Annotated in this window: 24 protein-coding genes; 20 read left to right on the top strand and 4 right to left on the bottom strand. The window is 67.5% G+C overall.

Annotated features, from left to right (window positions below):
• The 11 genes from nuoN to BLQ77_RS07680 all read left to right on the top strand — a co-directional run bounded on the left by nuoN (window position 1) and on the right by BLQ77_RS07680 (window position 11,708).
• Window positions 1-1,443: an NADH-quinone oxidoreductase subunit NuoN gene (gene nuoN / locus BLQ77_RS07630; RefSeq protein WP_089957481.1), complete on the top strand. Its 1,443-nt coding sequence runs from the start codon at window positions 1-3 to the stop codon at window positions 1,441-1,443.
• Window positions 1,444-1,566: 123 nt separating this feature from the next.
• Window positions 1,567-2,313 (top strand): biotin--[acetyl-CoA-carboxylase] ligase, encoded by a 747-nt coding sequence (locus BLQ77_RS07635; protein WP_008884282.1) that lies wholly within the window; start codon window positions 1,567-1,569, stop codon window positions 2,311-2,313.
• Between the two features lie 13 nt (window positions 2,314-2,326).
• Window positions 2,327-3,106 (top strand): type III pantothenate kinase, encoded by a 780-nt coding sequence (locus tag BLQ77_RS07640; RefSeq protein WP_089957484.1) that lies wholly within the window; start codon window positions 2,327-2,329, stop codon window positions 3,104-3,106.
• A complete protein-coding gene (locus tag BLQ77_RS07645; RefSeq protein ID WP_089957486.1) occupies window positions 3,103-4,770 on the top strand; it encodes a ribonuclease J in 1,668 nt (555 codons plus the stop codon). Before BLQ77_RS07640 ends, BLQ77_RS07645 begins: the two co-directional genes overlap by 4 nt.
• A gap of 39 nt (window positions 4,771-4,809) precedes the next feature.
• Complete coding sequence (locus BLQ77_RS07650) at window positions 4,810-5,379, top strand: type II toxin-antitoxin system RelB family anti-toxin (RefSeq protein ID WP_089957760.1); 570 nt, start codon at window positions 4,810-4,812, stop codon at window positions 5,377-5,379.
• A 91-nt stretch (window positions 5,380-5,470) separates the two neighbouring features.
• A complete protein-coding gene (locus tag BLQ77_RS07655) occupies window positions 5,471-6,658 on the top strand; it encodes a glycine C-acetyltransferase (protein ID WP_089957489.1) in 1,188 nt (395 codons plus the stop codon).
• Complete coding sequence (gene tdh, locus BLQ77_RS07660; RefSeq protein ID WP_089957492.1) at window positions 6,655-7,692, top strand: L-threonine 3-dehydrogenase, zinc-binding type; 1,038 nt, start codon at window positions 6,655-6,657, stop codon at window positions 7,690-7,692. The genes BLQ77_RS07655 and tdh overlap by 4 nt, the downstream gene beginning before the upstream one ends.
• Window positions 7,693-7,794: 102 nt before the next feature.
• The gene (locus tag BLQ77_RS07665) at window positions 7,795-8,439 is read left to right on the top strand and encodes a paraquat-inducible protein A (RefSeq protein WP_089957494.1); all 645 of its coding nucleotides are present in this window, start codon (window positions 7,795-7,797) and stop codon (window positions 8,437-8,439) included.
• On the top strand, window positions 8,406-9,032 hold the full coding sequence (locus tag BLQ77_RS07670) for a paraquat-inducible protein A (RefSeq protein ID WP_089957497.1): 627 nt from the start codon (window positions 8,406-8,408) through the stop codon (window positions 9,030-9,032). Before BLQ77_RS07665 ends, BLQ77_RS07670 begins: the two co-directional genes overlap by 34 nt.
• 6 nt (window positions 9,033-9,038) lie before the next feature.
• Window positions 9,039-11,144 carry an MlaD family protein gene (locus BLQ77_RS07675; RefSeq protein ID WP_089957499.1) on the top strand — a complete coding sequence of 702 codons (2,106 nt, stop codon included), beginning with the start codon at window positions 9,039-9,041 and terminating at the stop codon, window positions 11,142-11,144.
• A gap of 3 nt (window positions 11,145-11,147) precedes the next feature.
• Complete coding sequence (locus BLQ77_RS07680) at window positions 11,148-11,708, top strand: PqiC family protein (protein ID WP_089957502.1); 561 nt, start codon at window positions 11,148-11,150, stop codon at window positions 11,706-11,708.
• Between the two features lie 80 nt (window positions 11,709-11,788).
• On the opposite strand, the gene BLQ77_RS07685 is transcribed toward BLQ77_RS07680, so the two are convergent.
• The 4 genes from BLQ77_RS07685 to BLQ77_RS07700 form a co-directional block, all read right to left on the bottom strand.
• Entirely contained in the window at window positions 11,789-12,601 is an 813-nt protein-coding gene (locus BLQ77_RS07685; protein WP_089957504.1) for an arginyltransferase, read from the bottom strand.
• 150 nt (window positions 12,602-12,751) lie between these two features.
• Entirely contained in the window at window positions 12,752-13,201 is a 450-nt protein-coding gene (locus tag BLQ77_RS07690) for an RDD family protein (RefSeq protein ID WP_008884768.1), read from the bottom strand.
• Between the two features lie 84 nt (window positions 13,202-13,285).
• Window positions 13,286-13,723: a DUF2852 domain-containing protein gene (locus BLQ77_RS07695; RefSeq protein WP_008885034.1), complete on the bottom strand. Its 438-nt coding sequence runs from the start codon at window positions 13,721-13,723 to the stop codon at window positions 13,286-13,288.
• Between the two features lie 156 nt (window positions 13,724-13,879).
• Window positions 13,880-14,341 (bottom strand): Lrp/AsnC family transcriptional regulator, encoded by a 462-nt coding sequence (locus tag BLQ77_RS07700; protein WP_008886160.1) that lies wholly within the window; start codon window positions 14,339-14,341, stop codon window positions 13,880-13,882.
• 110 nt (window positions 14,342-14,451) lie between these two features.
• On the opposite strand from BLQ77_RS07700, the gene BLQ77_RS07705 reads away from it, so the two are divergent.
• The 9 genes from BLQ77_RS07705 (at window position 14,452) to BLQ77_RS07745 (ending at window position 23,903) form a co-directional block, all read left to right on the top strand.
• Window positions 14,452-15,912 (top strand): aminotransferase class V-fold PLP-dependent enzyme, encoded by a 1,461-nt coding sequence (locus BLQ77_RS07705; protein WP_089957506.1) that lies wholly within the window; start codon window positions 14,452-14,454, stop codon window positions 15,910-15,912.
• A 226-nt stretch (window positions 15,913-16,138) separates the two neighbouring features.
• Window positions 16,139-17,617 carry an NAD(P)-binding domain-containing protein gene (locus BLQ77_RS07710; RefSeq protein ID WP_089957509.1) on the top strand — a complete coding sequence of 493 codons (1,479 nt, stop codon included), beginning with the start codon at window positions 16,139-16,141 and terminating at the stop codon, window positions 17,615-17,617.
• The gene (locus BLQ77_RS07715; protein ID WP_089957512.1) at window positions 17,614-18,096 is read left to right on the top strand and encodes a hypothetical protein; all 483 of its coding nucleotides are present in this window, start codon (window positions 17,614-17,616) and stop codon (window positions 18,094-18,096) included. Before BLQ77_RS07710 ends, BLQ77_RS07715 begins: the two co-directional genes overlap by 4 nt.
• A complete protein-coding gene (locus tag BLQ77_RS07720) occupies window positions 18,093-18,680 on the top strand; it encodes a peroxidase-related enzyme (protein ID WP_089957515.1) in 588 nt (195 codons plus the stop codon). Before BLQ77_RS07715 ends, BLQ77_RS07720 begins: the two co-directional genes overlap by 4 nt.
• On the top strand, window positions 18,677-19,795 hold the full coding sequence (locus tag BLQ77_RS07725) for an NAD/NADP-dependent octopine/nopaline dehydrogenase family protein (protein WP_089957518.1): 1,119 nt from the start codon (window positions 18,677-18,679) through the stop codon (window positions 19,793-19,795). The genes BLQ77_RS07720 and BLQ77_RS07725 overlap by 4 nt, the downstream gene beginning before the upstream one ends.
• Window positions 19,796-19,840: 45 nt before the next feature.
• Window positions 19,841-20,947, top strand: coding sequence for an ABC transporter substrate-binding protein (locus BLQ77_RS07730; protein WP_089957521.1), 1,107 nt, complete (start codon window positions 19,841-19,843; stop codon window positions 20,945-20,947).
• Between the two features lie 101 nt (window positions 20,948-21,048).
• Window positions 21,049-22,035, top strand: coding sequence for an ABC transporter permease (locus BLQ77_RS07735; protein ID WP_008885751.1), 987 nt, complete (start codon window positions 21,049-21,051; stop codon window positions 22,033-22,035).
• Window positions 22,032-22,817 carry an ABC transporter permease gene (locus BLQ77_RS07740; RefSeq protein ID WP_089957524.1) on the top strand — a complete coding sequence of 262 codons (786 nt, stop codon included), beginning with the start codon at window positions 22,032-22,034 and terminating at the stop codon, window positions 22,815-22,817. The genes BLQ77_RS07735 and BLQ77_RS07740 overlap by 4 nt, the downstream gene beginning before the upstream one ends.
• Window positions 22,818-22,820: 3 nt before the next feature.
• Entirely contained in the window at window positions 22,821-23,903 is a 1,083-nt protein-coding gene (locus BLQ77_RS07745) for an ABC transporter ATP-binding protein (protein WP_089957527.1), read from the top strand.
• The last annotated feature ends 488 nt before the right edge of the window (window positions 23,904-24,391 follow it).

A 24,391-nucleotide genomic window follows, 5' to 3' on the forward strand; every position in this document is an offset into this window, starting at 1 on the left:
ATGATCTCGGCTGATCTCAACATCATCCTTCCGGAGATCGTGCTCGCGGTCTTCGCCATGCTGGCGCTGGTCGGCGCGGTCTACACCGGCAAGGACAAGGTCGCCCCGCTGCTGGTCTGGGCCAGCGCGGCACTGATGCTGCTCATGGCGATCTGGATCGGGACGACCGGCGCGGATACCCGCATCGCCTTCTCGGGCATGTTCATCGACGACGCCTTCTCGCGCTTCGCCAAGGTGGTGATCCTGGTCTCGGCGGCGGCGGTGCTGCTGATGTCCGAGGGCTACATGGCGCGCCACAAGCTGCTGCGCTTCGAGTACCCGGTGCTGGTGCTGCTCTCGGTCGTGGGCATGATGGTCATGGTCTCGGCCGGTGACCTGATTTCGCTCTACATGGGGCTCGAGCTTCATTCGCTGGCGCTCTACGTGGTCGCGGCCCTTCGGCGCGACAGCGAGCGCTCGACCGAAGCGGGCCTCAAGTACTTCGTGCTGGGCGCGCTGTCGTCGGGTCTGCTGCTCTACGGCGCCTCGCTCACCTACGGCTACGCCGGCACCACGCTGTTCTCGGGCGTGATCGCCGCCGCGACCGAGGGGCATCTCTCGATCGGCCTGCTGATCGGCCTCGTGCTGATGATGTCGGGCCTTGCCTTCAAGGTCTCGGCAGTGCCGTTCCACATGTGGACGCCCGACGTCTACGAGGGCTCGCCGACCCCGGTCACCGCCTTCTTCGCGACCGCCCCCAAGGTCGCGGCAATGGGGCTTTTCGCGCGGCTGCTCTTCGATGCCTTCGGCGGCGCCGTGGCGGACTGGAGCCAGGTCGTGGCGCTGCTGTCGTTGCTGTCGATGTTCCTCGGCTCGGTCGCGGCCATCGGCCAGCGGAATATCAAGCGCCTGATGGCCTATTCCTCGATCACCCACATGGGCTACGCGCTCATGGGGCTTGCCTCGGGCACCGAGTTCGGCGTGCAGGCGATGCTGGTCTACATGGCGATCTACGTCACCATGAACGTCGGCACCTTCGCCTTCATCCTGTCGATGTCGCGCGACGGCCAGCCGGTGACCGACATCGGCGCGCTCGGCATGTATTCGAAGAAGGAGCCGGCCCGTGCGCTGGCGATGCTGGTGCTGCTGTTCTCGCTCGCGGGCGTGCCGCCGCTGGTGGGTTTCTTCGGCAAGCTCTACGTGCTGCAGGCCGCCTACGCGGCGGGGCTGGCGTGGCTGGCCGTGGCCGGCGTGATCGCCTCGGTGATCGGCGCCTTCTACTACCTGCGCATCGTCTTCTACATGTACTTCGGCGACGACCGGAGCGACGATCTCGACGCCGGCGGTTCGCCGGTGCTCTGGGGCTTCCTCGTGCTCTCGGCCGTGCTCATGGTTGCGGGCGTCGTGAACCTCTTCGGGGTCGAGGGCGCGGCAGCGGCAGCGGCAGCGACGCTTGTCAACTGAGCCACACGGCGGGATCCCTGCCTATGGTGACGCGCCCCAAGCGCGTCGCCTTTTTCGTTCTGGCGGCCGCAGCGGTGCGGCCCCCGGCGGGAGACGATACCGAAAGATGAAGGACGGGGTGCTTTGAGCTGGCCAGCGGGATACGGAAGACGGGTTCTGGCAGAGGTGGACAGCACCAATGCCGAGGCGGCACGGCTGGCGGGAACGCTGGCGGGACCGGAATGGATCCTGGCGCTGCGCCAGACCGCGGCGCGCGGGCGCCGGGGAAGGCCCTGGGTCAACCCCAAGGGCAACTTCGCGGGCACGCTTCTGATGATGCCGCGCGAGACGCCGGACGTGGTGGCGCTGCGCAGCTTCGTGGCCTCGCTGGCGCTTTACGACGCCTTCGCCGCGGCCACCGGCCGGGTCGAGGGGCTGGCACTGAAATGGCCCAATGACGTGCTGCTGAACGGCGGCAAGGTGGCGGGCATCCTGCTCGAGAGCCTCGGCCAGCGGCGCGGCGTCGCGCATCTGGCCATCGGCATCGGCGTGAACCTCGCCGAGGCGCCCGATGCGGGCGAGGTCGAGCCCGGCGCGCTGCGCCCGGTGTCGCTGCTCTCCGAGTCCGGCGTGCTGATCGATCCCGAGAGCTTCCTCGACCTGCTGGCCACGAGCTACGCCGAGCACGAGGCGCGCTTTGCCACCTATGGCTTCGGCCCGCTGCGCGAGGCGTGGCTGGCGCGGGCCGCACGGCTCGGCGAGGTGATCACCGCGCGCAGCGGCACCGCCGAGACCGTCGGCACCTTCGAGACGGTCGACGAGCGTGGCAACCTGATCCTGACCACCCGCGGCGGCCGGCAGGCCATTGCCGCGGCAGACGTGTTCTTCTGAGGGAGAGAGCGACATGCTTCTGGCGATCGACTGCGGCAATACCAACACGGTCTTCTCGATCTGGGACGGCGAGAAGTTCCTCGCCACGTGGCGCACCTCGACCGAGCACCAGCGCACGGCCGACCAGTACTACGTCTGGCTCTCGACGCTGATAGCCTTCCAGAAGATCGAGGCCGACATCACCGACGTGATCATCTCGTCGACGGTGCCGCGCGTGGTCTTCAACCTCCGCGTCCTCGCCGACCGCTATTTCAACACGCGCCCCTACGTGGTGGGCAAGCCCGATTGCCTGCTGCCGGTGGACGCGCGCGTCGATGTCGGCACGAATGTCGGCCCCGACCGCCTTGTAAACACGGTGGCGGGGTACGATCTATACGGCGGCGACCTGATCGTGGTCGACTTCGGCACCGCCACCACCTTCGACGTGGTGGCCAGTGACGGCGCCTATATCGGCGGGGTCATCGCGCCCGGCGTGAACCTCAGCCTCGAGGCGCTGCACCTTGCCGCCGCCGCCCTGCCGCACGTTGACATCTCCAAACCGCAGCGGGTGGTGGGCACCAACACCGTCGCCTGCATGCAGTCCGGCGTCTTCTGGGGCTACATCGGCCTCGTCCGTGAAATCTGCGACCGCATCAAGGCCGAACGCGACCGGCCGATGAAGGTCATCTCGACAGGTGGGCTGGCACCGCTTTTCCAGCAATCCGAAGACCTTTTCGACGAGTGGGTGGATGCGCTCACGATGCATGGTCTGACCGTCATCCACGACTACAACAAGAGGCAGGAGTCCTCATGACCACCCAACGTATCATCTATCTGCCCCTCGGCGGGGCGGGCGAAATCGGCATGAACTGCTATGTCTACGGCTACGGCGAACCCGGGGCCGAGCGGCTCATCGTCGTCGACCTCGGCGTGGCGTTCCCCGACATGGACACCACCCCCGGCGTCAACATCATTTTCGCCGACATCGCCTGGCTCGAGCAGAACCGCGAGCGCATCGAGGCGGTGTTCATCACCCACGCGCACGAGGACCACATCGGCGCCGTCGGCCACTGCTTCGAGCGGCTTGGCGTGCGCATCTACGCCCGTGCCTTCACCGCCAACCTCGCGCGGCAGAAGCTGGCGGAATACGGCTACTCGGAAGAGACCGTGAAAACCTGCTCGAAATGGCCCGAGACCACCAACGTGGGCCCGTTCGAGGTGGGCTTCCTGCCGATCTCGCACTCGATCCCGGAGAGCTCGGCGCTGGTCATCGACACGCCCGGCGGCCGGGTGATCCACTCGGGCGACTTCAAGCTCGACCCGAGCCCCGTGGTGGGCGAGGCCTTCGATCCCGAGCTCTGGGCCGAGGTCTCGGCGGGCGGCGTCAAGGCGCTCGTCTGCGATTCCACCAACGTGTTCTCGCCCAACCCCGGCCGCTCGGAATCCGAGGTCGGCCCCAACATCGAGGAGCTGGTCTCGGCCGCGCCGCAGATGGTCGTCGCCACCACCTTTGCCTCGAACGTGGCGCGGGTGAAGACGCTGGCCGAGGCGGGCTCCAAGGCGGGCCGCTCGATCTGCCTGCTGGGCCGCGCCATGCGCCGGATGATCGAGGCCGCCATCGAGACCGGCGTGCTGACCGGCTTCCCCAAGGTGGTCAGCCCCGAGGAAGCGGCGGATATCCCGCGCGACAACCTGATGCTGATCGTCACCGGCAGCCAGGGCGAACGCCGCGCCGCCTCGGCGCAGCTGTCGCGGGGCAAGTACAACGGCATCGAGCTGAAGGAAGGCGACCTGTTCCTGTTCTCGTCCAAGACCATTCCGGGCAACGAGAAGGACGTCATCCGCATCATGAACAACTTCTCCGAGCGCGGGGTAGACGTGGTCGATGACTCGGGCGGCAAGTACCACGTCTCGGGCCACGCCAACGGTCCGGACCTCGTGCGCCTGCACGACATCGTGTCGCCGCAGATCGTCATCCCCATGCACGGCGAGCACCGCCACCTGCGCGAGCACGTGAAGCTTGCCAAGGCGCGGGGCCGGGCCGGGGTGCTGGCGGTCAACGGCATGATGATCGACCTCTCCGGCAACGAGCCCACGGTGGCCGAATGGATCGACGCGGGCCGCACCTATCTCGACGGGTCGGTGCAGATCGGCGCGCTCGACGGCATCGTGCGCGACCGCATCCGGATGGCGCTCAACGGCCATGTCATCGTGACCGTGATCCTCGACGAGGACGACGAGCCGCTCGGCGAGCCGTGGTGCGAGGTCATGGGCCTGCCCGAGATCGGCCGCAGCAACGCGCCGCTGGTCGACGTGCTGGAAGAGGATCTGAGTCAGTACCTTGGCCGGGCGGGCGACAAGGCGCTTCGTGACGACGACAAGCTCGAAGAGGACATGCGCCGCATCGTCCGCAACTCTTCGCAGAACGAGATCGGCAAGAAGCCCGAGGTCACCGTCATCGTCAGCCGCCTGAACTGAGCGTTGACGGCGGCCTCCGGGTCGGTCATGCCATCCGTCATGACGGATCATGATGCAGACGCGGTGCTCGGCCGCATTCCCGGACGGCTGAAGGACGCGCGGCAGGCCAAGGGCCTGTCGCTCGACGCCGTGGCGAAGCTGTCGGGCGTGAGCCGCTCGATGGTGAGCCAGATCGAGCGCGGCGAATCCAACCCCACCGTGGCGACGCTCTGGAACCTCACCCGCGCGTTGCAGGTGGATTTCGCCGGGCTTCTCGACCTCGGGGCGCCGGCCCGCGCAATCGAGGTCATCCGCGCCGATCAGGCGCCGGTGATCACCGGCCACGGGCTGGGCTGCCACATCACCATCCTGTCCGAGCCCGGCAAGGTCGGCAGCTACGAGGTCTACGACATCCGTTTCGACGCCGGTGGCGCGCTGGAGAGCGAGCCGCACGGGCAGGGCGCGCGCGAGCACCTGACGGTGATCGAGGGCGCGCTGACCATCCGCTCGGGCGAGGCCGAGGACACGCTGCGCGCGGGCGACACCGCGCGCTATGCGGCGGACGTGGCGCATGCCATCCGTGATTGCGGAGAGGGCGCGCGCTGCTTCCTCATCGTCGAGACGCCATAACGGACAGAGTTCCGTGATAGCGTATCTTTTATATTGACCGATAATCCGCGATGGCGGAAAAGAGACGCACACCACGACGGGAGTGCGACTCATGGCCCAAGCTTTTCTGACCCACCTGCGCGACACCCTCGCCGAGGTCGAGGCCGAGGGGCTGATGAAGACCGAGCGGCTCATCACCTCGCCGCAGGGCACCCGCGTCGGCGTCGACGGGCGCGAGCTCATCAATCTCTGCGCCAACAACTACCTCGGGCTGGCCGACCATCCGGCGCTGATCGAGGCGGCCGGGCGGGCGATGCACGACCACGGCTACGGCATGGCCTCGGTGCGCTTCATCTGTGGCACGCAGGATCTGCACCGCGCGCTCGAGCAGCGGCTGGCGGCCTTTCTCGGCACCGACGACAGCATCCTCTTCGCCGCCTGCTTCGACGCCAACGGGGCGCTCTTCGAGCCGCTGCTGGGGCCCGAGGACGCGGTGATCTCGGACGCGCTGAACCATGCCTCGATCATCGACGGCATCCGGCTCTGCAAGGCGAAGCGCTATCGCTACGCCAATTCCGACATGGACGACCTCGAGGCGCAGCTGATGGCCGCCCGCGCCGATGGGGCGCGGCACATCATGATCGCTACCGACGGCGTGTTCTCGATGGACGGCTATCTCGCGAAGCTGCCCGAAATCCGGGCGCTGGCCGACCGCTACGACGCACTCCTGATGGTCGACGACTGCCACGCCACCGGGTTCATGGGGCCGAAGGGGCAGGGGACGCCGTCGCATTTCGGGGTGCGGGCGGATATCCTGACCGGCACGCTGGGCAAGGCGCTTGGCGGCGCGCTTGGCGGATACATCGCCGGCCCGCAGGAAGTGGTGGACCTGCTGCGCCAGCGGGCGCGGCCCTACCTTTTCTCCAACGCGCTGCCGCCTGCTGTGGTGGCTGCCGGGCTCGCCGCGCTGGATCTGGTCGAGCAGGGCGACGACCTGCGCGCGCAGCTCTTCGAGAACGCCCGCTACTGGCGCGAGGGGCTCACAACGGCGGGGTTCGACCTGCTTCAGGGTGAGCACCCGATCATTCCGGTCATGCTCTATGACGCCCGCAAGGCGCAGGCCATGGCGCAGCGGCTCTACGAGCTCGGCGTCTACGTTTCGGGCTTCTTCTTCCCCGTGGTGCCCAAGGGCCGGGCCCGCATTCGCACCCAGATGAACGCGGCGCTCACCCGCGCCGACCTCGACGACGCCCTTGCCGCCTTCGCGCAGGCGGGCCGCGACACCGGAGTCCTGACATGACCAACCAGATGCTTGCCCTCGAGAAGTCGAAGCCCGAGACCGGCCTGTGGATGGTCGAGGCGCCGGTGCCCGAGATCGGGCCCGAGGATGTTCTCATCCGGATCAACAAGACCGGCATCTGCGGCACCGACATTCACATCTGGAACTGGGACGCCTGGGCGCAGCGCACGGTGCCGGTGCCGCTCATCACCGGCCACGAGTTCGCGGGCGAAATCGTCGAGCTGGGCCGCGACGTGCGCGGGCTCGAGATCGGCCAGCGCTGTTCGGGCGAGGGACACCTGATCGGCCGCCAGAGCCGCCAGAGCCGCTCCGGGCGCTTCCATCTCGACCCCGAGACGCGAGGCATCGGGGTGAACGAGCAGGGGGCCTTTGCCGAGTACCTGCGCCTGCCGGCCTTCAACGTGGTGCCGCTGCCCGAGGCGGTGGACGACGAGATCGGCGCCATCCTCGACCCGCTGGGCAACGCGGTGCACACGGCGCTGAGCTACGACCTCGTGGGCGAGGACGTGCTGATCACCGGCGCGGGGCCCATCGGCATCATGGCGGCCGCCGTGGCGCGCCACGTGGGGGCCCGGCACGTGGTCATCACCGACGTGAACCCGGCGCGGCTCGAGCTTGCCGCCAAGGTCGCCGACGTGGTGCCGGTGAACGTGGCCGAGGAGGACCTGCGCGACGTCATCGCCCGGCTGAAGATGAAGGAGGGCTTCGACGTCGGCCTCGAGATGTCCGGCAACCAGACGGCGCTCGACCAGATGGTCGAAAGCCTGGTGATGGGCGGGCGCATCGCGCTTCTGGGCATTCCGCCGGGCAAGAGCCCGGTCGACTGGTCGCGCATCGTGTTTAAGGCGATCACCCTCAAGGGCATCTACGGCCGTGAGATCTTCGAGACCTGGTACAAGATGATCGCGATGCTCGAGAACGGGCTCGACGTGCGCCGCGTGATCACCCACCGCTTCAGCGCCCGCGACTTCCGCGAGGGCTTCGAGACCATGCGCAGCGGGGTCTCGGGCAAGGTCGTCCTCGACTGGCGCTGAGGCGCCCGCCCGCCGCCCGCGGCTGGTCGCCGGAACACACCCGGCGGCATGCTGCGGCGCGGCCACTTTCCCCGCACTGCCCATCGCTCTAGATTGAGCCGCATGACAGCCGAATCCCCGGCCGAGCTGCCCGCGCCCGAGGCGCTTATGGCCTGCCCCTCCTGCGATGCACTTTACGTCGAACGCCCTGTGGCGCCCGGCGAGACGGCGCGTTGCCTGCGCTGTCACGAGGTGCTCGAGGCACCTCGCCAGACCGCGATGACCCGCATCATCATGCTGGCGGTGTCTGCGATGATCCTGATGATCGCCGCGATCTTCTTCCCGTTCCTCGAGCTCGAGGCGGCGGGGCGGATGCACCGCTCGTCGCTGCTCGATACGGTGCTGGCCTTCTCGAGCGGGCTCACCGCGCCGCTGACCATCGCCATGGCCTCGCTGATCGTCGTGGTGCCGATGATCCGCATCGGGGCGCTGATCTACGTGATGGCGCCGATGGCCTTCGGGCACGCGCCCGCGCGCCACGCCGAGGTGGTGTTCCGCGTGGCCGAGAGCCTGCGGCCCTGGGCCATGGCCGAGATCTTCGTGGTCGGCGTCGCCGTGGCGCTCGTCAAGGTGGCGGGCATGGCGCATATCTTCATCGGGCCTGCCTTCTGGGCCTTCGTGGCGCTGGTCATCGTGACCGTGCTGAAAGACAACTTCATGAGCAGGGTGACCCTATGGAAGACGCTGGAGCACCGGCGCCCATCCTGACCGCGAAGGCGGCGGGGCTGGTGGGCTGCACCCAATGCGGGCGCGTTCATCGCCCCGGCGTCGCCCGCTGCACCCGCTGCGGTGCCCGCCTGCAGAGCCGTGACGTCACGAGCCTGCAGCGGGTCTGGGCGTGGCTCTTCGCCGGGCTGGTGGTCTACATCCCCGCCAACATCTACCCCATGCTGCTCACGACGATCCTTGGCAAGACCTCGGAGAGCACCATCTTCGGCGGGGTGGTGGAGCTCATGCACCACGGATCCTACGGGGTGGCGGCCATCGTCTTCGGGGCGTCGATCGTCATCCCGATCTCGAAGTTCATCGCCATCGCCTACCTCGCGCTGAGCGTGCAGCACCAGGTGGCGATGTCGGCACACCGGCGGCACCAACTCTACGAGGCGGTGGAATTCATCGGGCGCTGGTCGATGATCGATGTTTTCGTGGTTGCGATCCTGTCGTCTCTGGTGCAGCTCGATTTCGCGGCTTCCATCAATCCGGGGATCGCGGCGGTCAGCTTTGCGCTTTCCGTGGCCTTTACAATGATCTCGGCCCAGAGCTTCGACTCGCGGCTTATCTGGGACGTAGACGGGGAGTAGCGAGCGATGACTGAACCGCGCCCGGCGGAAATGCAGATCGAGGGGCCCAAGCGGTCCATCTGGCGGAACCTGTCGCTGACGTGGCTGGTGCCGATCCTGGCGCTCGCGGTAACGCTCGGCATCGCCTGGAAGAGCTTCTCCGAGCGCGGCTCGCGCATCGAGATCACCTTCGAGAACGCCGCCGGCATCGTCGCCGGCGAGACCTCGATCCGCTACCGCGACGTCGACATCGGCGTGGTCGAGGACGTCGCGTTCTCGTCCGACCTGACCTCGGTGCTGGTGAAGGCGCGGGTCGACAACAACGTGGCCTCGTCGCTGCCCGACGACGCGCAGTTCTGGGTCGTCCGGCCCGAGGTCAGCGCCTCGGGCATCACGGGGCTGAACACGGTGCTCTCGGGCGTCTATCTCGAGGCGGCGTTCGAGCCGCAGGCGGGGGCCGAGGCCACCCGTTTCACCGGGCTCGATTCCGCGCCGCTGGTGAAGCCGGGGATGGAGGGCACGCGCATCGTGCTGCGCGCCGCCAACGGCAGCATGCTCTCGGCCGGGGCGCCGATCCTGCACCAGGGCGTCGAGGTCGGCCGCATCGAGACGCCGAGGCTGCTCGATTCCGGCAAGGGGGTCATCGCCGACGCCTTCATCGAGGCTCCCCATGACAAGCGCATCACCACCGCGACGCGGTTCTGGAACACCTCGGGTTTCAACGTGAACTTCGGACCGGGCGGGCTCGACCTGTCGGTGGGCTCGCTGTCCTCGCTGCTGCGTGGCGGCGTCGCCTTCGACACGGTGTTCTCCGGCGGCAGCCCGGTTGGCTCGCGCTACGTCTTCGACCTCTTCGACGACGAAGGCGCGGCCCGCGACAGCGTGTTCAGCGAGACGCTCGACAACGCCGTGGACCTGGTCGTCGAGTTCGACGAGAGCGTGCGCGGTCTCGAGGCGGGCTCCTCGGTCACCTATCGCGGCCTCAAGGTCGGCTCGGTCACCGGCATCGGTGCCTTCATCGACGACACCAGCGGCCGTCAGCAGGTCAAGCTGCGCGCGTCGATCCAGATCGACCCGCGTTCGCTCGGGCTCGACGCCGACGCGCCGCAGGCCGAGACCATCCGCTTCCTCTCCGAGGCGGTGCAGGGCGGTCTGCGCGCGCGGCTGGCCTCGCAGGGGCTGTTCAGCAGCAACCTGATGATCGAGCTGGCCGAAATCCCCGACGCCGCGCCCGCCGCTCTTGGCATCTTCGACACCGAGGCGCCGGTGCTGCCCTCGGTGGCCTCGGACCTGCCGGATGTCGCTGCCACCGCCGAGGGGCTGTTCAAGCGCGTCGACAACCTGCCGGTCGAGGAACTGATGGAGCAGGCGGTCGCCACCCTGCGCGCCATCGAGAGCTTTGCCAGCGACGAGAACCTGCGCAGCGTGCCGGGTGCGGTCACCGGCCTGCTCGACGACGCCCGCGGTGTGATCGGCAGCGACGAGGTCCAGGCCCTGCCGGGCGAGCTCAACGCCACAGTCTTGGAACTGCGCGGCATCATCGAGGACCTGCGCACCGCCGACCTGGTGGGCAAGCTCGCCGAGACGCTGGAAAGCGCCACTGCCGCCGCCGACACGGTGACCGGCGTGGCGGACGACCTCTCGGGCGCCACCTCCGATGTGCCGGCGCTGGTCGAGGATTTCCGCCAACTGGTCGAGAAGGCCAACTCGCTGGATCTCGAAGGCTTCGTGTCCGAGGCCTCGGCCCTGCTCGACAGCGCCGACCGTCTGATCGACAGCGACGACGCCCGCGCCCTGCCGGGCAGCATCGGCGACGCGCTGGACGAGATCCGCGCCGTGCTTGCCGAACTGCGCGAGGGCGGGGTGGTCGAGAACGCCAACGCCACGCTGGCCTCGGCCAGCGACGCCGCCGCGGCCATCGAGGAGGCGGCGCAGAGCCTGCCCAGCCTCTCGGCCCGGATCGAGAGCCTCGTCAGCGAGGCCGAGGTGGCGGTCCGGGGCTACGGCGAGAACTCGAGCTTCAACCGCGAGACCGTGGCGGCACTGCGCGAAGTGCGCGAGGCCGCCGAGGCGCTCACCAAGCTCGCCCGCCAGATCGAGCGCAACCCCAACTCCCTGCTATTTGGACGGTAACCCATGAGCTTCAAGTTTCATCGCATCCTGCCCTTCGCCCTGATCCTTGCCGCCTGCGGGGCCGAGCCGCGCTACCTCATCGACCCGCCGGTGCAGTCCGGCACCAGCCGCCTGCAGGTCTCCACCCTCGAGGTGATGGACGTGTCGCTGCCGGCCTATGCCGAGGCGTCCGAGATCCTGCTCGAGGGCGAGGACGGGGCGCTGACGCAGGTCGACAACGCGCTCTGGGCCGACGATTCCCGCCGCGCGGTGACGCTGGCCATCGCCGAGCAGATCGGCCGGGCGTCCTCGGCCGCGGTCGCGCCGGAGCCCTGGCCGCTCGAGGAGGACGCGCAGGCGCAGGTGCACGTGTCGGTGTCGCGGATGGTGGCGCGGGCCAACGGCACGCTGTCGCTCGACGGGCAGTTCGCGGTGTCGTCCTACGACCGCGTGGTGCGCGAGCGCATCCAGCGTTTCGCGATCACCGTGCCGATGGCAAGCGCCGATCCCGCGGGCATCGCGCAGGCCACCGGAGCCGCCATCGCCGAGCTCTCGTCGCAGATCACCGCAAGCCTCTCGCGCTGAGCGAGGGGCCGGGGCGCCCGCGGGGCGCGCCTTTTGGTCAGGCCTTGATGTCAGGATGGCTCGCGAAAGGCGCGTCGCGCTCAGCCGCGCGAGTCCGGCAGCGAGATGTTGGCGACCTGCTCGGCGATCGGATCGGTCGAGAGCGGGTGGCACTCTTCCGCGTAATCCGCCGTGTCCATCATCCGCTCCCAGCGGCCGCGCCGGTAGACCTCGAGCGCGCCGAACTGGGCCTTGTAACCCATCTTGGGCGAGCCCGGCACCCAGTAGCCGAGGTAGACATACGGCAGCCCCGCCTCGCGGGCGATCTCGACATGGTCGAGGATCATCCACGTGCCAAGGCTCTTTCGCTGCAGCTCGGGCTCGTAGAACGAGTAGACCATCGACACGCCGTCATCGAGCACGTCGGTCAGGCATACCGCCTTGAGCGCGCCGCTCTCGCGGTCGGTGTATTCCACCACACGCGACCGGATCGGCGTTTCTTCGACCATCGCGGCGAACTCGAAGATATCCATGTCGGCCATGCCGCCATCGGCGTGGCGGGCGTCGAGATAGCGGCGGAACAGCGAGAACTGGTCCTCGGTGGCCCAGGGGCTCGAGGCCCGGCGCGCGAGGTTGTCGTTGCGGCGGAGCGTGCGGCGCTGGCTCTTGGTGGGCTCGAACCGGCGCACGTCGATGCGGGCCGAGAGACAGGCGGCGCAATCCGAACAGGACGGCCGGTAGAGCACGTTCTGCGAACGACGGAATCCCTGCTTCGAGAGGCTGTCGTTCAGCTTCTCGGCGTTGTCGCCCTGAAGGGCGGTGAAGAGCTTGCGCTCCATGCGTCCCGGCAGGTACGGGCAGGCCTGCGGGGCCGTCACATAGAATTGCGGCGCAAGCGGCAGCGAATGGCGCATATCGATCCTGTCGGCTGTTCCGGAGAAAAACGTAGCAACGAATCGAAGACCCGCCAACCCCCCCGAAAATAGGGAGCCGGCGGGCCAATTCAAATCACGCGGAGGTGCGTCGGGCGGAGGCAGCTGGCGGCGCCCAGGCGCCGCCCCGGATCATGCCCGCTTGTTGAGCGCCGTGGTGCCCAGCAGCAGGTCCGACAGGCCCTGGCCGCGCTCGGTGGCGAACATGCAGACGATCGAGACGATCTGCAGCGGGGCGACCGACACGGCGACGGTGTAGCCCAGCGTGTGCATGAAGGCCTGCCCGAAATCGAGCTTCTCGCCGCGCCAGTCGCGGAACTCGATGGCCATGAGGCGCATGCCCCAGGTGGCCGAGCCGTTGGCGATGGTCACCACGCGGTAGGCGAAGCTGATCACCATCCAGAATGCGAGGAAGAAGAAGGCGCCGAGGAAGGCGGTGAAGGCCAGTGCGATGAAGACCAGGATCGCGACGATGATCGAGTCCACGATCCACGCGAGACCGCGCTTGAGGGTCACGCTGTCGTAGAAGGCGCTCTGGCGCACGGGGTCGGGAAGTTGCGAATAGGATCCGTCGGTGAACATCCGGGCTCTCGTCTGGGGGGCGGGGATAAGGTTACGTGGAGTGTAGCCCATGGCCCCGGGGTGGGGCCATGGGGGGGGACGCGCTCAGGCGTCCTCTTTCTCGTCTTCCTTCACGTCGCGGGCGTTGCGGGCGCGATCGTCCATGAACTGGTCGAACTCTGCCTTGTCGCGGGCCTCGCGCAGACGCTGGAGGAAGTCCTCGAAGCTCTTCTGCTCGTCCTCGAGCCGGCGCAGCGTATCGAGCTTGTAGGCGTCGAAGGCGGCGTTGCCCGAGGGCCGCATCGCGTTGAAGCCGTGACGATAGGCGTGACGGTCAGGACGGTGGCGGCAGGATTTTCCGAACATGCGTTTGCTCCAGATCATGTATGCGAGAAGGCCAAGTCCGATCGGCCAGAAGAAAATGAAGCCAAGTACCATGGCCACGATCCAGGCGGGTCTGCCGCGCTCGTCGAGCCATGCCTCGGCGCGCTTGAGCCACCCGGGATTGGCGGGGCGGTCTTCATAGTGCACAGCGGCGGTCATTGCGGTGTCCTTTGTCTCTCGTTGTTCAATGTGAATGTCTTTCACATTATGCTAGATCGGAACCCGGACGGTGCTTATCAAGGGTCGATGTGAAGGTTTTTTACATTCACCTGAAGAGAGGTTAATTTTCAGCGCCTTAAAGGCATATCTGCACGATCACATCGGGATCGGACGCTGTTCCTCGATCGCCTCCATGGCGAAATACGAGGTCACGGTCTCGAGCTCGATCTCCTCGATCAGGCGCTTGTAGACCTCGTCATAGCTGTTCATGTCGCGGGTGATGATCTTCAGCAGGTAGTCGTATTCGCCGCCGATCCGGAAGAAGTCGATGACATCCGGGATCGCCGAGACATGGGTGCGGAAGCGCTTCAGCCAGGCGGCGGAGTGGTGCCGCGTCTTGATCATCACGAAGACCACCAGCCCTGCGCCCAGCTGGTTGCGGTCCAGCACCACCGTGTGGTTGCGGATGACGCCGGCGGCGTCCAGCGCCTTGAGCCTCCGCCAGCAGGCGTTCTGCGACAGGCCGACACGCTCGCTCAGTGCGCGCTGCGAGAGCGAGGCGTCGCGTTGCAGTTCGGCGAGGATGCGGTGGTCAATGTGATCGAGTTTTAGAGACATTATTGGATCATATGATAGAAAATTGTGGCTTGGAAGGTGAAAATATGTGAAGTCTTCTCGATTTCGCGGTGACATATTGGTTGCCAGACCTTCCCCGAAACGAGATGCTAATGGCCCCCCTCGACGACTTCGCCCTTTCGCTCAAGCGCCCGGATCTGCCGCAGTGGTTGCGCGCCGGGCTGATCGGGGAGAACGCGACCATCGACGGGCCATTCGGGCCGAAGCCGCTGGTCTACGCCGATTACGTGGCCTCGGGGCGGGCGCTGGCCCAGGTCGAGGATTTCGTGCGCGACCGGGTGCTGCCCTATTACGCCAACAGCCACACGCAGGCGTCGTTCTGCGGCGCCTATGCCACCCGCCTGCGCGAGGCGGCGCGGGCCGAGATCGCGCGCATGACCGGTGCGGGCGAGGGCATGAGCGTGGTCTTCACCGGCTCCGGCAGCACCGCGGGCATCAACCGCATCGTCGGCCTGCTCGACATTCCCGCGACGCTCGCGGCGGGTGGCCGGGTCGTGGTGCTGGTCGGGCCCTATGAGCACCATTCCAACCTGCTGCCGTGGCGCGAGACCGGCGCCGAGGTCGTGGAGATTCCCGAGGCGGGCGAGGGCGGTCCGGACATGGCGGCGCTCGAGCGTGCGCTCGTGGCTGCGCAGGGCGCGGCCCTGGTGGTGGGCAGCTTCTCGGCCGCCTCCAACGTCACCGGCATCGTCACCGACACCGACGCGGTGACGCGGCTGCTGAAGCGGCACGGCGCGCTCGCGGTCTGGGATTTCGCCGGCGGCGCGCCCTACGTGCGGATGCGCATGGAGCAGAGCACCGATGCCGAGAAGGACGCCATCGTCTTCTCGCCGCACAAGTTTCCCGGCGGCCCCGCCGCGTCGGGCGTCATGGTGCTGCGCGACGCCATCGCCCGCCGCCGCACGCCGACCCTGCCGGGCGGCGGCACCGTGAGTTTCGTCTCGCCGTGGGGGCATCGCTATTCGGAGAGCCTCTCCCATCGCGAGGAGGGCGGCACGCCCAACGTCATCGGCGATATTCGCGTGGCGCTGGTCATGCTTGTGAAGGAAGCGCTGGGGCAGGACTGGCTCGACGCCCGGCAGACGGCGCTCCGGGCCCGGGCCGAGGCGGTCTGGCGCCACAATCCGCGGATCGAGATGCTGGGGCTGCAGCGCCCCGATGCGCTGCCGATCTTCTCGTTCCGGGTGCGCGACGGTGAGGGCGGGCTGGTGCACCACCAGTTCTTCACCCGGCTGCTGTCGGACCTGCACGGCATTCAGGCCCGCGGCGGCTGCGCCTGCGCGGGTTCCTACGCGCACCGGTTGCTGGGGCTCGACGAGGCGGCCTCGGACGCGATGTTCGCCGCGCTCGAGCGGGGCGAGGAAATGTCCAAGCCCGGCTGGGTACGGCTCAATCTTTCGGCCCTGATGACCGACGAAAAGGCCGATATGATCATCCGGGCGGTGGACAATCTGGCCCGCGAGGCCCCAGACTACCGGTCACGTTACGAGTGTGACCCGTCAACCGCCCGTTTTGCGCCTGCCCCGACCGAAGCCGCGAGCCTGGTCTCCTGATGCGGGCCAGCCGTGACTGCCGCCTGTGCCGTGCGCGGGCGACGCAGCGCAAATCGCGGGCGGTGCCGGGATGCCCCGGGGCGGACGCCGGGGGCGGGGTGGCGCGGGCATCGACATGCCGGCGCCCATCCCCTAGACCTTGCGCATCGGTTTCCGGGCGGAACACCCAGCTTGATGCTGAAACGAAACATGATTTTCTCGTAGGATGTCTCTGAGGATGATTCGTATGCAAACGAACGACGCATCAACGTACGGCGCATCGCCGATCGACGGTCAGGGCCTGGACGTGCTCGAAGCGCGGCTGCGCGAGGACCTCGAGTTCCTGTGCTACCCCGGCAAGGACTGGGTGCCCGCGCGCGAGGGTGTGACGGACGTGGTGATCATCGGCGGCGGCATGTGCGGCATGGTGGCGTGGATGGGCCTGACCTCCGGCGGCGTCCGCAACATCCGCGTGCTCGACCGCAGCCCCGAGGGCTTCGAGGGGCCGTGGCTGAATTACGCCCGCATGGAGACGCTGCGCTCGCCCAAGGTGCTGACCGGCCCGGCCTTCGGCCACGGCGCGCTGACCTTCCAGGCGTGGTTCCGGGCGCAGTTCGGCACCGAAGCGTGGGAGACGCTCGACAAGATCCCGCGGCCGCAATGGATGGAGTACCTGCGCTGGTACCGCAAGGCGGCCGGCGTGCCGGTCGAGAACGGCGTCTCGGTCGACAAGGTCGAGCCCGAGGGCGACCTGCTCCGGCTCACCGTCTCCGGCGCCGAGGAGGGCACGATCCTCTGCCGCAAGCTGGTCTTCGCCACCGGCCGCGACGGCACCGGCGGGCCCAACATCCCGGGTTTCGTGCAGGGGCTGGACCGGCGGTTCTGGGCGCACAGCGCCGATGACATCGATTTCGACACGCTGCGCGGCAAGCGCGTGGCGGTGATCGGGGTGGGGGCTTCGGCCGTGGACAACGCCGCCGAGGCGCTCGAGCATGGCGCCGCCGAGGTCCGCCACCTGATCCGCCGCAAGGAGATGCCGACCGTCAACAAGATGATGGGCATCGGCTCCTATGGGTTCACCGCCGGGTTCGCGGGGCTGCCCGACGAATGGCGCTGGCGCTTCATGCAGTACAGTTTCTCCACGCAGACGCCGTCGCCGCATGGCTCGACCCTGCGGGTCAGCCGCCATCCCAACGCCTATTTCCACTTCGGCAAGGCCACGAAGACCATCGAGCAGCACGGCGACGAGATCGAGATCCGCTTCGCCGACGGCACCAGCCACCGCTGCGATTTCGTCATCCTCGGCACCGGTTTCATCATCGACCCGATGGCGCGCACCGAATTCGGAGAGGTTGCAGGCCGCATCCAGCTCTGGCAGGACGTCTACACCCCGCCCGAGGGTGAGGAGCAGGCCGATCTTGGCCGCTTCCCCTATCTCAACGAGGATTTCACCTTCCGCGAGAAAGTCGCGGGCGAGGTGCCATGGCTGAAGAACGTCTATTGCTTCAACTACGGCGCATCGGCGAGCCTCGGGAAGGTCTCGGGTGACATCCCGGGTGTCTCGGAAGGCGCAGCGTGGCTCGCCAGGGCGATGGCGGCGACGCTCTACGCCGAGGATCTGGAAACACACTGGCAGGCAATGCTGGATTACGACACGCCGGAGCTCGACGGGACGGAATGGACCGAGACCGAGCTGGCTTCGGCCAAAGAAGGGCAGGTTGCATGAGCATCTTCGACACCACCACTCTGAGCGCAGCGGGCGTCACCCCGGGCAGCGCCACGGCCGCCGCCACCGAGACCCGCGCCAACATCATTGAGGCCACGCAGGCCGCCGAGGACGCGGTGCTGACCCCCAAGGACCCCGGCGCCTTCCCGCACCCGCTGCGTGCGGCGCTGGCCGCCCGCGTCGCCGCGCTTGGCGGTGAACCGGCGCTGGCTGAGCGCTACGCCGCCCGCGCGGGCGGCAGCGCCGCTCTCGCCGATCCGGCGCAGGACGGCACCGACCAGGGGCTGTCTCACCTGATGGCCTTCGTCGACAAGGTCGCCAACGACACCCGCAACATCGACGCTCAGGACATCGCCGGGCTGCAGACCGCGGGCGTGTCGGACGCCGACATCGTGCGCCTCTGCGAGCTCGTCGCCTTCCTTGCCTACCAACTGCGCGTGGTCGCCGGACTGCGTCTGATGACCGGAGCCGCCGCATGAGCCGCATCGTCCACAAGTTCACACGCACCGTCCCGCAATGGCAGCCGCGCGTCACGCCGGTGAAGCTCGACGAGGCCACGCCCGAACAGCTCGACGCGCTGAGCGTGACGCCCTCGAACACCAAGGTCTCGGCCTACGTTCTGACGCTGGCGCATGACGTCGAGAGCCTCAAGGTGCGCTCGCCGCTGTTCAACGCCATCATGTACGACGCCGGCGGCATGTCCCGCGCCGAGCGCGAGGTGGGGGCGCTGGCGGCCTCGATGGTCAACCGCTGCATCTACTGCGCGGCGGTCCACGCCGACCGCCACGCCAAGCTCGAGAAGGACACCAGCGTCACCGACGAGCTCTTCGCCAAGGGCGAGAACGCCGACCTGAGCCCGCGCAACCGGGTGATCTTCGACTTTGCCCGCAAGCTTTCGGAAGCGCCGGTAGGCGCCACGGCCGAGGACATGGCGGCGCTGCGCGAGGCGGGGCTCTCCGAGGAAGAGATCCTCGATCTCATCCTGTCGTCGTCGCTCTTCGGCTGGGCCAACCGGCTGATGCACGTGCTGGGCGATCCCGTGCGCGAGGAGGTCTCTGCATGACCGAGGCGCAGGGCAGCCCCTGCCGGATCGGTATCGCAGGCGCCGGCTCCATCGCCTTCGGTTCGGCGGCGCTTCTGCACGTAAACGGTCACCACCCGATGCTGTGGTCGCCCTCGGGGGCGTCCACCGCGGCGCTGGCCGGGGCCCCGCTGACCGCCACCGGCAGCGTCGAGACCTCTTTCATCCCGCGGGTGGCAGGCTCGGCCGAGCAGCTCGTGGCCGAGAACGACGCGATCCTGATCGCGCTGCCGGGCTACGGTCACAAGCCGGTCTTCGACGCGCTGGCACCGCATCTGCGCGACGGCCAGCACGTCATCATCAGCTCGCACGCCTCGTTCGGGGCGGTCTACCTGATGCAGCTCTGCGCCGCGCGCGGCGTGACGCCGACGATCACCGCATGGGGCACCACCGCGGTCACCGGCCGCCGGGGCGAGGGCGCCTCGGTCAAGGTCAACACGGTGCGCAAGAAGGTCGATCTCTGCACCGTGCCCGAGACCCGCAGCGACTGCGCCCGCGCGGTCTGCACCCGGCTCTTCGGCGATGTCTTCGTGCCGCGCGACGGGCTGCTGGCGATCACGCTCTCGAACCTCAACCCGCAGAACCACCTCGGCATCGCGCTTGGCAACATCACCCGGATGGAGCGCGGCGAGACCTGGTCGCAGGGCCAGAACGTCACCCCCAAGGTGGGGTCGCTGCTCGAGGCGCTCGACGCCGAGCGCCTGGCCATCGTGGCGGCGCTGGGGCTGAAGACCAAGACCATCTTCGAACACTTCTCGCAGAGCTTCCACGTTCCCGAGGCCAGCGTCTCGGAGATGAACCAGCAGATGCACGCGCAGGGCAACGGCGGCACCGGACCCGCGACCGCGGACAGCCGCTACGTGACCGAGGACGTGCCCTACGGCCTGCAGCCCACTGCGGTTCTGGGCCGGCTCGCCGGCGCCCCGGCCGAGCTGCACGAGGCGGGGATCAGGATCTTCTCGGCGATGTATGGCCGCGATTTCACCGCTGAGAATGATATACTGAATGCGCTGGAGCTCGACCGCTTCAGCCTGGACGATCTGCGCGAGGCCGCCCGTACCGGTCTTCTGCAGAAGGCGCCCGCTGCGGCGACCTGAACAAAAAACGATACGGATACCCAACCCACAGGGAGACGCGAACACATGACCAAGCTCATCCTCAACCGACGCAAGTTCCTGAACACCGCAGCCGCCTCCGGCGCGGTGCTTGCGAGCCCCGCCTACCTGCGCCGCGCCTACGCCCAGGGCGGCGAGGTCAACATCTGGACCTACAACGACTTCGTGCCCGAGGCCTTCAAGGAGCAGTTCGAGTCCGAGACCGGCATCAAGGTCAACGTCCGCCTCGTCGACGACCAGGGCAAGCAGTTCAACCTGCTGGCAGCCGAGCAGCCGAACCCGACGGTCGACATCATGACCGTCGCCGGCCACCGCTTCCTGCAGTTCATCGACAGCGACCTGCTGGCGCCGCTCGACACCGACCGGCTGAGCAACTGGGGCAAGATCAACCCGACCTTCTCGGAATCCGACTGGGCCACGATCAACGGCGAGAAGTGGGGCGCGCCGATCCTGTCGGGCATGGAGGTGCTGGCCTACAACTCCGAGATCGTCTCGCCCGAGGAAGCCCAGACCTGGGACACGCTGTTCAGCGAAACCTACAAGGGCCAGACCGCCTACGTGATTCAGGACATGATGTCGATCGTCATGCTGATGATGGGTTACGACGGCAACATGGTCGCCTATCTCGACGACCCCGCCAAGGCCGCGGAGATTGTCGAGGAGGCCAAGGCCTTCCTCATCGAGAAGAAGCCGCTGGTGCGCAAGTACTACGACGGCGGCGCCGAGGTGCAGCAGATGTTCGTCAACCAGGACATCGTGCTCGGCCACTCGTGGAACGGCCCGGCGGCGGCGCTGATCAACGACGGCTTCCCGCTCGGCATGGCGATCCCGAAAGAGGGCTCCTACGGCTTCGTCTACACCTACAACATCGCCAAGAACTGCCCGAATCCGGACAACGCCTACACCTTCCTCGACGCCATCCTCTCGAGCCCCGAGATCGGTGCGGCGATGACCAAGGCCTCGGGATTCATTTCGACGTACAAAGATGCGTCGAACCACCTTTCCGACCTCGAAAAGAAATCTACGTCCTTCCCGGACGAGGAGCTGGCGAACCTTCAGTTCTTCCGCGCCGAGGCGAACGAGATGAAATACGGTCTCGTCGATCCCGCCGTGGAAGCGATCAAGGCCGCGTAAACACACTCACGGAGCCTTTCGCCCGCCGCCCGCCGGATATCGATCCGGCGGGCGGTAGACCCCACAGATCCGTCGTCATTCCTGTCGAAAAGGAAGACCCCATGTCCTATGACGCATCCGCGCGGCAGGAACGCGGGACCGTCGCTGCGCATGCCTCCGACCGCACCTTCTGGGGTCGGCTGGCAAGCTGGGCGCCATACCGGGCGCTCGTGCAGGTGGCCACCGCCTCGCCGCGCCGCCAGTTCGTCATCCTCGCCGTCTTCCCGATCCTCTGGGTGCTGACCCAGCACCTCGGGCCGATGCTGCAGATGCTGCGCGTCTCGCTGACCGATGCCTACCCGGTCGCCGCCAACGTCGAGCAGCATTTCACCTTCGACAACTACGTCCGCTTCTTCGGCGACAGCATCTTCTGGATGCCGTTCTTCCGGACCCTGATCTTCGCGGCGGCCTTCACCTTCTGCACGCTGGTCCTGACCTACCCGGTGGCCTATTTTCTCGCCCGTCACGTCAGCCCCAAGAACCGGATGCTGCTGCTTCTGCTGCTGCTGATCCCGTTCTGGGTGGGCGAGATCGTGCGGACCTACGCCATCATGATCCTGCTCGGCAACACCGGGGCGGTGAACATGGTGCTGCGCTGGTTCGGGCTCATCGACCGGCCGATCCCCTTCATGTACACGAGCTTTTCCATGGGCGTGGGCATCGTCTACCTGACCGCGCTCTACATGCTGCTGCCGCTCTACTCGGCGCTCGAGAAGCTGCCGAAATCGCTGAACGAGGCCGCGGCCGACCTCGGCGCGGGGGCCTGGACGCGGTTCCGCAGGGTGACGCTGCCGCTGACGCTCGAGGGCATTTCCTCGGGCTGCACGCTGGTGTTCCTGATCTCGACCGGCTTCTACGCCACGCCGGTCCTGCTGGGCGGGCCCTCGACCACGGTCTTCGCCGAGACCATCGCCGGCTTCTTCCACGTGGCGGGCGACGAGTGGCCCACGGGCGCGGCCTTTGCTGTGATCATGTTCCTCGCGGCGCTGGCGATCACTGCCGGGTTCCAGCGGCTGATGAGCGCGCTGCGGAAGGGAGACACGAAATGACCCGTCACAACCGCATCCTGCTGTCCTGCTTCTACTGGGGCTTCGTCGCCTATGTCTTCGTGCCGCTGATCCTCATGGTCACCATGGGTTTCAAGGACAGCAAGTTCATCGGCTTTCCGATCAAGTCCTGGACGCTGGACTGGTACGCGAGCGTCTTCGCGGACTCCGAGACCATATCGGCCTTCGGCTACTCGGTCGCCATCGCGGTGCTCTCGACCCTGATCTCAGTCGTGGTCGGCACCTGGATCGCGGTGCTGCTCGAGGGCCGCAAGTTCTGGGGCAGGGCGGCGATCTTCGGGATGACCGTGCTGCCGGCGCTGATCCCCGGCATCATCTCGGCCATCGCCTTCCGCATCTACGCCCGCTACCTCGGCATCGAGCCGGGCATGGGCGCCATCGTCTGGAGCCACGCGGTGCACAACGTCCCCTTCGTGGTGCTGGTGGTCATGGCGCGGCTCTCGACCCTGCCTAAAAGCCAGATCGAGGCGGCGCGCGACCTTGGCGCCGACCCGCTGATCGCCTTCCTGCGCATCACCTTCCCCTATCTCGTGCCCGCGATCATGGGGGCGAGCATCTTCTGCCTTCTCCTCAGCTTCGACGACTTCGTGCGCTCGTTCTTCCTGGGCGGCTACGAGCCGACCCTGCCGGTGCTGATCTTCGCCAAGCTGAAATCGGGCATGTCGCCCGAGATCAACGCCATCGCGACCGTGGCGCTCATCCTCACCGCCGTGATCGGCGTCTGGGCCGAGCGTTTCACCCGCCGCATGAACAAGGATAGCTGAGCCATGGCCAATGATCCTCTCGTCCGCCTCGAAGGCGTGACCAAGCGCTTCGGCGAAACCACCGCGCTCGACAACCTGACGCTCGACATCGCGCAGGGCGAGTTCGTGACCTTCCTCGGGCCGTCGGGCTGCGGCAAGTCCACGACGCTGCGCATCCTCGGCGGCTTCGAGCAGCCGACCGCGGGCCGGGTGCTGCTGCGCGGCGAGGACGTCACCAGGCGTCCGCCGGAGAAGCGCAACGTCAACATGGTGTTCCAGGACTACGCGCTGTTCCCGCATATGACGGTGAAGCAGAACATCGCCTTCGGGCTCGAGCTCAAGGGCATGGGCAAGGCCGAGATCGCGCGGCGGCAGGACGAGATCATGTCCTTCCTCGAGCTCACCGCCTATGGCGACCGCTACCCGGCGCAGCTCTCGGGCGGGCAGCGGCAACGGGTGGCGCTGGCGCGCGCGCTGGCACCCGATCCGGCGCTCTTGCTGCTCGACGAGCCGCTGGGCGCGCTCGACGCCAAGCTGCGCGGGCAGGTGCAGCAGGAGCTGAAGTCGATCCAGCGCCGCACCAACAAGACCTTCTTCTTCGTGACCCACGACCAGGAAGAGGCGCTCACGATGTCCGACCGCATCGTGGTGATGAACAAGGGCCGGGTCGAGCAGGACGGCACGCCGGAAGAGCTCTATTTCCACCCGGCCTCGCGTTTCGTGGCCGAGTTCATCGGCGAGACCAACCTGCTGACCGGCGAACTGCGCGGCACCGAGGGCGACGCGGTGGTGATGGACTGGTTCGGCACGACGCTGCGCGGCCACGCGCCGGGCGGGGTACCGCGCGCCGGTGCGCCGATCACCGCCTCGGTGCGGCTCGAGCGGCTGGGCTTCCACGCCGAGCGCCCGGCCACCGCCAACGCGGTGCAGGGCAGGGTGACCGGCAAGACCTTCCTCGGCTCGCGCATGGCGCTCGATCTGACGGTCGAGGAGGCGCAGGGCGCCAGGCTGCGCGCCTACGTGGACGCAGACACCGGCCAGTCGGTCGGCGACGCGCCGGTGTGGATCGGCTGGGACCAGAGCAGCATGGCGGTGTTGCGGGACTGACGGGCCCGGCGAGAGATCGCCCGGGAGAGCGCTCGGTCATGATATGTGCGAGGGGCGGGCCGCCGGGTCCGCCCTTTCTGCTTTTGCAGGCTACCCTTGCGGAGAGATCCGTGCTTCGGGAGCGCTCTACGCTCTACGCTCTACGCTCTACGCTCTACGCTCTACGCTCTGAGCGTATGGAAATGCGCTCTCCGTGGGCCAAGCCAGTGCGGTTGTCGGATCTATGTGCAGTTGGAGAGCAGGTCACCACCACAATGCAGTCTGCCCAAGGCCGCTGCGCTTTGGTGGCGGAGAAGTTCGTCTCTCCTTGCTCCGGGCTCAGTGTCTATGGGGAAAAACTGGGCGTGTTGGGCACAGCCCGGGCAGCGGTATCTGGGATCGGCGCTGGCGACGGATACGGTCGCGGGTCCCGACGCTGGTTTGGAGGTGGTTCCGGGGTCGGCGCCTGAATTCCTCATGCGCCGGCCCTGGGGCCAATTCCTTGAAGA

The sequence above is a fragment of the Salipiger thiooxidans genome (assembly GCF_900102075.1).
Taxonomy (GTDB): domain Bacteria; phylum Pseudomonadota; class Alphaproteobacteria; order Rhodobacterales; family Rhodobacteraceae; genus Salipiger; species Salipiger thiooxidans.